At 69.2% G+C, this 8,496-nt stretch carries 9 protein-coding genes; 3 read left to right on the top strand and 6 right to left on the bottom strand.

The window, feature by feature from the left end:
• The coding region (gene tolA / locus H0W38_RS10840) for a cell envelope integrity protein TolA (RefSeq protein WP_292453779.1) at positions 1 to 712 on the top strand (712 nt) is incomplete at its 5' end.
• Here tolA and H0W38_RS10835 read toward each other — a convergent pair.
• The 4 genes from H0W38_RS10835 to H0W38_RS10820 are packed head-to-tail and all read right to left on the bottom strand — an operon-like array spanning position 693 to position 3,505.
• The gene (locus H0W38_RS10835; protein ID WP_292453777.1) at positions 693 to 1,223 is read right to left on the bottom strand and encodes a DoxX family protein; all 531 of its coding nucleotides are present in this window, start codon (positions 1,221 to 1,223) and stop codon (positions 693 to 695) included. The two genes, tolA and H0W38_RS10835, sit on opposite strands and share 20 nt — an antisense overlap.
• Positions 1,220 to 2,188, bottom strand: coding sequence for a putative DNA-binding domain-containing protein (locus tag H0W38_RS10830; protein WP_292453774.1), 969 nt, complete (start codon positions 2,186 to 2,188; stop codon positions 1,220 to 1,222). Before H0W38_RS10830 ends, H0W38_RS10835 begins: the two co-directional genes overlap by 4 nt.
• On the bottom strand, positions 2,185 to 3,168 hold the full coding sequence (locus H0W38_RS10825) for a DUF692 domain-containing protein (RefSeq protein ID WP_292453773.1): 984 nt from the start codon (positions 3,166 to 3,168) through the stop codon (positions 2,185 to 2,187). Before H0W38_RS10825 ends, H0W38_RS10830 begins: the two co-directional genes overlap by 4 nt.
• A gap of 55 nt (positions 3,169 to 3,223) precedes the next feature.
• The gene (locus H0W38_RS10820; RefSeq protein ID WP_292453771.1) at positions 3,224 to 3,505 is read right to left on the bottom strand and encodes a DUF2282 domain-containing protein; all 282 of its coding nucleotides are present in this window, start codon (positions 3,503 to 3,505) and stop codon (positions 3,224 to 3,226) included.
• A 106-nt stretch (positions 3,506 to 3,611) separates the two neighbouring features.
• On the opposite strand from H0W38_RS10820, the gene H0W38_RS10815 reads away from it, so the two are divergent.
• Positions 3,612 to 4,238, top strand: coding sequence for a sigma-70 family RNA polymerase sigma factor (locus H0W38_RS10815; protein WP_292453770.1), 627 nt, complete (start codon positions 3,612 to 3,614; stop codon positions 4,236 to 4,238).
• Positions 4,235 to 4,441 (top strand): zf-HC2 domain-containing protein, encoded by a 207-nt coding sequence (locus H0W38_RS10810; RefSeq protein WP_292453768.1) that lies wholly within the window; start codon positions 4,235 to 4,237, stop codon positions 4,439 to 4,441. Before H0W38_RS10815 ends, H0W38_RS10810 begins: the two co-directional genes overlap by 4 nt.
• A gap of 29 nt (positions 4,442 to 4,470) precedes the next feature.
• On the opposite strand, the gene H0W38_RS10805 is transcribed toward H0W38_RS10810, so the two are convergent.
• Positions 4,471 to 5,124, bottom strand: a complete 654-nt coding sequence (locus H0W38_RS10805; RefSeq protein WP_292453767.1) for a pyroglutamyl-peptidase I — start codon at positions 5,122 to 5,124, stop codon at positions 4,471 to 4,473.
• Positions 5,121 to 8,496 (bottom strand): hydantoinase B/oxoprolinase family protein (locus H0W38_RS10800; RefSeq protein WP_292453766.1); only part of this gene is annotated, 3,376 nt, incomplete at its 5' end. The genes H0W38_RS10800 and H0W38_RS10805, both read right to left, overlap by 4 nt.

Here is an 8,496-nt window from a genome sequence, read left to right as displayed (position 1 = left end):
GCCTCCACCCGCACCGCCTGTCCAGGCACCGTCACCCCCGCCACCGCCGCCCAACCGGGACGCCGAGATCGCGCAGGAGAAGCGCGAGGACGAACTGCGGCTGCAACGCGCGGCCGAGAAGCGCGAAGCCGAACGCAAGGCAGTCGAGCAAAAGCGCGCCGAGGAAAAGCGTGCCACCGAGAAGCGCGAAGCCGAGCTTGCCAAGGCCGAGGCCCTCAAGCGCGCCGAAGCCCAGAAGCGCGCAGAGGAGCAAAAGCGCGCCGAGGCACAGCGCAAACAAGCCGAAGCCGAACGCCAGGCCAAGCTCGAAGCGAAGGAAGAAGCCGAACGCGCGGCGCGCGTCGAGACCCAGCGCCAGCAGCAGCTTGCCCGCATTCAGGGCCAGGTCGATGCCACCGGCTCGCCGGGCTCGCCCGGCACTGCGGCGCAAAGTGCCGGCCCGTCGGCCGGTTACGCAGGCCGCATCCGGGCACGCATCAAGCCCAACGTCGTGTTCACCGACTCAGCACCCGACAACGCCCTCGCGTCGGTCGAGGTGAAAGTGGCGCCCGACGGCAGCATCATCGGTCGCCGGCTGGTCAAGTCCAGCGGCGTGGCGGCCTGGGACGAGGCGGTGCTGCGCGCGATCGACCGGACCGGGACTCTGCCGCGAGACACCGACGGCACCGTGCCGCCGGCCATGCTGATCGAGTTCAGGCCGCGCGACCTCTGACCGCCGGCATCGGCTTCGCGCCTCGCACGTCAGCGCTGGCATCGGTACCGGTACCGGTACCGGCCAGCTTGGGCCACCACCAGGCATCGAGCGACCAGCGGCCCGGGCCCCACAGCGCCAGCCCGGCCAAGAGGCTTCCCCAGAACACGTGCTGTTGCAGGGCGGCCGGAGCGATCTCCGCCAAGCTGATCACGGCGACGACGTTGACCACCGACAGGCCCAGGGCCGAGAACCGCCCGAACAGGCCCAGCACCAGCAGCACCGGCAGCACCAGCTCGCCGCCCGTTCCCAGCACAGCCGCCAGTTCGTGAGGCAGCAGCGGCACGGCGTATTCGTTCTCGAACAGCAGCAGGGTGGTCTCCCAGTCGGCCAGCTTGGTCAGGCCAGAGCGGAAGAACGCCGCCCCGATATACACGCGCGCGGCCAGTTGCGCGGCGGGCTGCAGCGCGTCGAGCGCGCGGGTGGCGAGTCGGCTGGCGCTTATCGGCAGGTCGAGCCAAGTGGGGGTCATGTCGATCTCCTTGCGATGGGCGGGTGTTGTTGCAAATCCGTGCCGGGTGAAGGCAGGGCCTCGGCCTTCCACAGCCACTGCTGCTGCACGGCCTGCAGCAGCCAGGCGTTGAACTCGAAGTCCGGGCCGGCTTGCACCAGAGCCTGCGCCAACGTGGCGTTGGCGTGCAGGGAGCGCATCCACGCGAAGGTCGGTGCATCGACGGCGTGGGGCAGTGCACGCCAAGCCGCACGCGCCACCACCACCGACTCGCCGCGCCGCTCGCCGATAGCCACACGCGCGCATTCCAGCGCGTCCATGTCGAGCGCGCTGCCATCAGGCTGGGTGTGCCGATGAGCAACATGAAGGGTCGCCACCGGCCAGTCGCTGGCAAGCAACTGCACCGAGGGCAGCAGCCTCAGCACGAGCGCCTCGGGCGGCTGTTCGGCCAACAGCGTCAGCGTGGCCGGCTCCGGCGCGGCATCTGCGGCGGCCTCGCAGCGCTGCACGGTCGCGTCGAGCCGGGCGCAATCGGCGAGGTACGGCCACGGATCGAGACCGCGCTGGGCTTCGATGAACTCCGGCAGATCCCCGCCCCATTGCGCCAGGTCACCCCGCAAGGGCGGCGAAGCGCGCCAGAGGGCTCGCGCCAAGGCCGCGCCGTCTTGCGGCCCGACGAGCGCCGTCAAGGTCGGATAGGCAGCCGCCAGCGCGCGCTCGGCGATGCCGGCGGCGTTGCCGCGATAGGCGCCGAGGCCGCGCTGCAGGCGCTCGTGCCGCTCGGCGATGTGGGCATTCCACAAAGTGCCGCCGGGGCCCTGCGCATCGCCAGCAGCATCGCTGTGCCCATCGCGCGACCGGTTGCCCGGTGGGGCCGGAGGCAGGGTATCAGCCGCCACTCGCTCAGCGAGCCGAGGCGCCTCGGCAGGCGCGAACAAGGCGCCCAGCAGCGCACCTTGCCGCTCGGCTTCGCGTTGTCGGCTCATGCGGCCGCCCTGGGCGCAGGCAGCGCGTTCTGCCGGCATGCCGCGCGGCCCGCCTCGTCGAGCAGCACGTCGAGCGAGGGCACGTCGGTGTCCCATTCGATCAGGCTCGGAAGCGCGCCGAAGCGCGCCAGTGCGTGTTCGTACACGGCCCAGACCGGCGCATGCACGCGACTGCCGTGGTCGTCGATGACCAGGCTGCCGGTGTCGCAATAGCCGGCCAGATGAAATTCCCCGACGGCGCCCGGCGGCAGCGCGTCGATGAACGCGCACGCCAAGGCCACGGGATCGGCCGACGCCAGCCCGTCACGCTGCGCGTTGATCGCGTTGACGACCAGGTTGTTGACGTCGAGCAGCAGGCTGCAGCCGGTGCGTCGCACGAGTTCACTGAAGAACACGGGCTCGGGCATCTGCTCGGCATCGTTGAAGGAAAGGTACGCCGACAGGTTCTCGACCAGAACGCTGCGGCGCAAGCGCTCTTGCACCTGATCGACGTTGGTGCACAGGATGTCGAGCGAGGCCGGCGTGAAGGCGATCGGCAGCAAGTCGGCCGCATGAAACACCGTGGCCTGCGCGGGCCGCGAACTCGCTTTCACGAACGGCGCCCGGGCGAAGCAGGCGTGATCGGACACCCGGACCGGCTCGATGCGCTCGACCAGCCGTGCCAGCCGTTCGAGATGCCAGGCATCGATGCCCACCGCCGAGCCCAGCGCCAGGCCGACGCCGTGCAGGCTCACGGCATGCGTCTCGCGCACGTTCTCGAGCGCCGCGAGCGCCGCACCACCGTCGGCGAAGAAGTTTTCCGAATGCACCTCGACGAAACCGAGCGCCACACGACGCTCGGCCCATTCGCGGTAATGCGGCTGGCGCAGGCCGATGCCGACCTGCGCCGCGCCGCGGGCGGCGTTGCTCCCATCCGCATGATCTGCGCCGGCTGCCGCGGCCCTGTCGTTCGGGCCGATCCTGAGGTGCATGCGGTTCATGCCGGCGCTCATGCAAAGGCAAGCTGCTGTCGGAAGACGAAGGGTCGACCGCTGCTCAGCCCTTCTTGTCCATCTTCATCTTCGCTTCGCCGGCGCTCAGGCCGCCCAGCGTCTTGCAACTGCCCTTGGCCACGTACTTCCATTCGCCGGCGTCCATGTCTGCCTTGGACTGGCCGGCGCAGGAGTGCGTGCCGGCGAGATTGGCGCAGTCGTTCTGCCCGGCCTTGGCAACGCCGTAGCACTTTTCCTTGCCGCCTTCCTGCGCCGATGCGGTGCCGACGAGGCCCAGAGCAAGGATGGATGCCAGGGCCGAAGAAGCGATCAAACGTTGGTTCATGGTGGACTCCGAGAAGGGGATGAGTGAGCCGCGATGCGCGACGCCGGTGTGTCGCTGCTCACAGGTTGTCCTTACACTGCCGCACCGCAAGCGCCTCGTCCCCGACATGACCGATGTCTCTGCCCTGCTCGAAACCCTGAGACCACAGTTGTTGCGCTACGCCAAGCTGCAGTTGCGCAATGCGGCCTGGGCGGAAGATGCGGTATCGGAGACGATGCTCGCGGCGCTCGAGAAGCCCGAGGCCTTTGCCGGCCGCGCGCAGCCGAAGACTTGGCTCATCGGCATCCTCAAGCACAAGCTGATCGACCAGGTGCGCAAGCATTCGCGCGAGTGCTCGATGACCACCGACGACGACGACGGCGGCGCCGCTTTCGAAGAGGCCTTGTACGACCAGAGCGGCCACTTCCGCGAGACGCCCATCGAGTGGGGCGATCCGCAGGCGGTGATCGGGCAGCAGCAATTCATGGTGGTGCTCGACGCCTGCGTCGAGAAGCTGCCCAACCAGCTTGGCCGGGTGTTCCTGATGCGGGAGTGGATGGAACTGGAGACTGACGAGATCTGTAAGGAACTGTCGATCACGCCGACGAATCTGTGGGTCATGTTGCACCGAGCGCGCTTGCGCTTGCGCGAATGCCTGCAGATCAACTGGTTCAGCACACCCGCTCCGTCTGCCATTCATACTGCCGCCCCGCCCCCCTCCCCCTTCCCCTCCGTCCGATCGAAGCGCCGATGAAGATCCCCTTGCGTCGCACCTGTCTGGAAGCTTCCCGCCTGATCACCGGGCGGGTCGATCGCGAGTTGGGCCTGGCCGACCGTGTGGCACTGCGGCTTCATCTGATGGCTTGCCGAGCCTGTCCCGGTTTCGACCGGCAGGTGAGATTGATGGACCAGGCGATGGGCCGCTGGCGTACCTACGTCGAACGCGACGGGATCTGACCAAAGCGCGGCGTGCTCTCGAGCCGCGCTCAGCTCCTGCCGATGTCGAGCACCCCGGGCGTGACGTTGTTGTCATCGCTCATCTCCGCCAGGGCCGCATCGAGCGCCATTCGCACCGCGCGCAATTGATCGTTCAGCGCCATGCGCTCGATCGGCGGGAGGTGCATGAACCCCGCCGGGATCCCTTCGGCGCCCTGTGCGTACAGCAGGCGATAGAACACCTCGTTGCAGACATAGCTGCCCGCACTGAGCGAAAGCGTGCCGGGCAGCCCCACCGCCTGCAGAGCCTCCAGCATGGCCCTGACCGGCAAGGTCGCAAACAGCGCCGCCGGGCCGCCCTCGATCACGGGCATATCACGCGGCTGCAGTCCGGCGTTGTCGGCAATGGCCGCGTCACACAGGTTGAGGGCCACGCGCTCGATCGCCACTTCGCTGCGGGCAGTCGCCAGGCCAAGGGCAAGCACCAAGCAGGGCCGCGTGCGCTCGATAGCCGCTGCGAGCGCCGTGCTTGCGTCTGCGAACCGTACCGGCAGCACCACGCCGTGCAGCACGCTGCCGTCGGCCAGACAGGTGCCGTCGAGCGCGCGCGCCACGTCTTGCGAGGGGTTGTGCGCAGCGCCGCCGAAGGGCTCGAAGCCGCTGACGAGCACGCGCGTCGAGGAGCCGCCTGCGCCGTGCCTCATGCCGCGCTGCCGTAGCCGCCGCCGCCCGGCGTCTCGATCACGAACACGTCGCCCGGCCGCATCTCGACCGAGCCGATGTGGCCCAGCGTCTCGACGCTCGAAGGCCGGCCACCTTCCCCGGCCCGCTCGACGCGGTTGCTGCCCAGCGCTCCGGCCGCGCCGCCGGCCAGGCCGAAGGCAGGCACGCTGCGGCCGTTGGAAAGGATCGAAGCCGTCATCGGCTCGAGAAAGCGCATTCGGCGCACCCCGCCGTCGCCACCGTGCCAGCGCCCCGATCCGGCCGAGCCGCGGCGGATGGCGTAGCTTTCCAGCAGCACCGGAAAGCGGAACTCGAGCACCTCGGGGTCGGTGAGGCGCGAATTGGTCATGTGCGTCTGCACGACCGCGGTGCCGTCGAAGCCGCCGGCCGCCTGGCCTTGCGCATCGAAAAGTACGCCGGCGCCACTGCCTCCGGAGATCGTTTCGTAGTACTGACGACGCGCGTTGCCGAAGGTGAAGTTGTTCATCGTGCACTGGCTCGCCGCCATGACACCGAGCGCGCCGTACAGCGCATTGGTCACGCACATCGAGGTCTCGACATTGCCGGCGACCACCGCCGCAGGCGGGCGCGGGTTGAGCAGGCAGCCCTCGGGATTGATGATCTCGAGCGGCTTCAGGCAGCCGGCATTGAGGGGGATGTCATCGCCCACCATCGTGCGAAAGACGTAGAGCACCGCGGCCATCGTGACCGCCTTGGGCGCATTGAAGTTGCCTTGCAGCTGCGCGCTGCTGCCGCTGAAATCGACGGTGGCGCTGCGGGTGGCGGCATGCACCGTCAGCTTCACGGCAATCTGCGCGCCGTTGTCGAGCGCCAGCGTGTAGGCGCCGTCTCTCAGCACGCTGATGACGCGGCGCACGCTTTCTTCGGCGTTGTCCTGCACGTGGCCCATGTAGGCCTGCACCGTGTCGAGCCCGACCTGTTCGACAAGCGCCTGAAGTTCCTGCACGCCGCGTTCGTTCGCCGCGATCTGCGCACGCAGATCAGCGAGGTTTTGCTGCGGGTTGCGCGCCGGGTGCGGGCCGCTTGCGAGCGCAGCCAACAACTGCGCCTCTCGCAGGCGGCCGCCCTCGACCAGCATGAAGTTGTCGAACAGCACGCCTTCGTCGGCAATGGTCTGCGAGAACGGCGGCATGGAGCCGGGCGTGATGCCGCCGACATCGGCATGGTGGCCGCGCGAGGCGACGTAGAAGAGCGGTTTGGCTCCCTCTGCCTCCGGCAAAAAGACGGGCGTCACCACCGTGATATCCGGCAAATGCGTGCCGCCGTGATACGGATCGTTGAGCATCACCACATCGCCCGGCCCCAGCGCCGGATTGCGCTCGATCACCGTCTTGATCGACTCGCTCATAGAGCCCAGGTGCACCGGCATGTGCGGCGCATTGGCGATCAACTCGCCCTGCCCGTCGAAAAGCGCGCAGGAAAAGTCGAGCCGCTCCTTGATGTTGACGGAGTGCGCCGTGTTCTGCAGCCGCAGACCCATCTGCTCGGCGATGTTCATGAACAGGTTGTTGAACACCTCCAGCCGCACCGGGTCGACCTCGGTGCCGAGCGCGTGCACAGCACGACGCGGCTCGCTGCGCGCGAGCTCGAGCGCACCGTTCGCGGTGAGCACCGCCTGCCAGTGCGGCTCCACCACGGTGGTGGCGTTGCGCTCGGCGATCATGGCCGGCCCGTCGATCACGGCGCCGGGCCGCAGACAGTCGCGCTCGTACAAGCCGGCTTCGCGCCAGCGGGCCCCCTCGGCGTCCTCCACATGCATGCGCACCGTTGTGCTCGGCGCGGGCCGGTGAGGTGTCGACGCTTGCGCGGCCGCCGCGCTCAGCGCCTCGCCGGCGCCCACCGCCTCCACGGACACCGCCTCGATCACGAGCGGCTTGCCGGGCATCAGAAAGGCGAAGCGCTGGCGGTAAGCGGCCTCGAACGCAGCGCGCAGCACGGCTTCGTCGCCGAAGGGCAGCACCAGGGCCGTGTCGGTGCCCTCGTAGCGCAGATGCGCCCGCCGCAGCAGCGTGATGCTTTCGCCGGCCACGCCCTGCTGCTCGAGTTCGCCGCGCGCTGCCGCGGCCAGGTCGTCGAGCTGGCGCGCCGCCTGCGCCAGCGCCTCGGCATCGAGCCGGCGCTCGACCGCTGCCTCGCGCAGGGCGGTCCGGTCTGCGAGGCCCATGCCGTAGGCCGACAACACCCCCGCCAGCGGATGGATGAAGACGCGGCTCATGCCCAGCGCGTCGGCCACCCCGCAGGCATGCTGGCCGCCGGCGCCGCCGAAGCACTGCAGCGTGTAGTCCGACACGTCATGCCCGCGGGCCACCGAGATGCGCTTGATCGCATTGGCCATGTTGGCCACCGCGATCTCGAGAGCCCCGGCGGCCACGGCCTCGGCGCAGATCGCTCGCCCCGTCGCCTCGCTCATCTCTCGCGCCAAGGCGGCGAAGCGCGCGGCCACGAGTTCGTGGTCGAGCGGCTCGTCGCCCTGCGGACCGAACACCTGCGGGAAGTACGCCGGCTGGATCTTGCCGAGCATCGCATTGGCATCGGTGATGGTGAGCGGCCCGCCACGCCGGTAGCACGCCGGCCCGGGGTCGGCACCGGCCGACTCGGGTCCGACGCGCAGCCGCGCACCCTCGAAGCGCACGATGGAGCCGCCGCCGGCCGCCACCGTGTGGATGCTCATCATCGGCGCGCGCAGGCGCACCCCTGCGATCTGCGTCTCGAACACGCGCTCGTAGTCGCCGGCATGGTGGCCGGCGAAGTGGGACACGTCGGTCGAGGTGCCGCCCATGTCGAAGCCGATCAGCTTGTGGTGCCCGGCTTGCAGCCCAGTGCGCACCATGCCGACGATGCCGCCGGCGGGGCCCGACAGGATTGCGTCCTTGCCCTGGAACGCGGCCGCGCCGGTGAGGCCGCCCGAGCTTTGCATGAAGTACAGCGGCACACCCGGCAGTTGCGCCGCCACGCGCTCCACATAGCGGGCCAGGATGGGCGACAGGTAGGCATCGACCACCGTGGTGTCGCCGCGCGAAACGAACTTCATCAGCGGGCTCACCGCGTGCGAGGCCGACACCTGCGTGAAGCCGACCTCGCGGGCGATGCGCGCCGCCGCCTGCTCGTGCTGCGTGTAGCGGTAGCCGTGCATGAAGACGATCGCGCAGACGCGCAGGCCGGCGTCGAACGCGGCCCACAGCCGCTCGCGCAGTGCCGCCTCGTCGAGCGGCAGGATCACTTCGCCGTGGGCACCGATGCGTTCAACGGCCTCGATCACGCGTGTGTAGAGAAGCTCGGGCAACACGATCTGCCGGTCGAACAGTCGCGGTCTGGCCTGGTAGGCAATGCGC

It is taken from the genome of Methylibium sp., from assembly GCF_013817365.1.
In the GTDB taxonomy this organism is placed as follows: Bacteria; Pseudomonadota; Gammaproteobacteria; order Burkholderiales; family Burkholderiaceae_C; genus Methylibium.
Note: the sequence above shows the minus strand (reverse complement) of the source record. Positions and strands in the feature narration are given on the sequence as shown.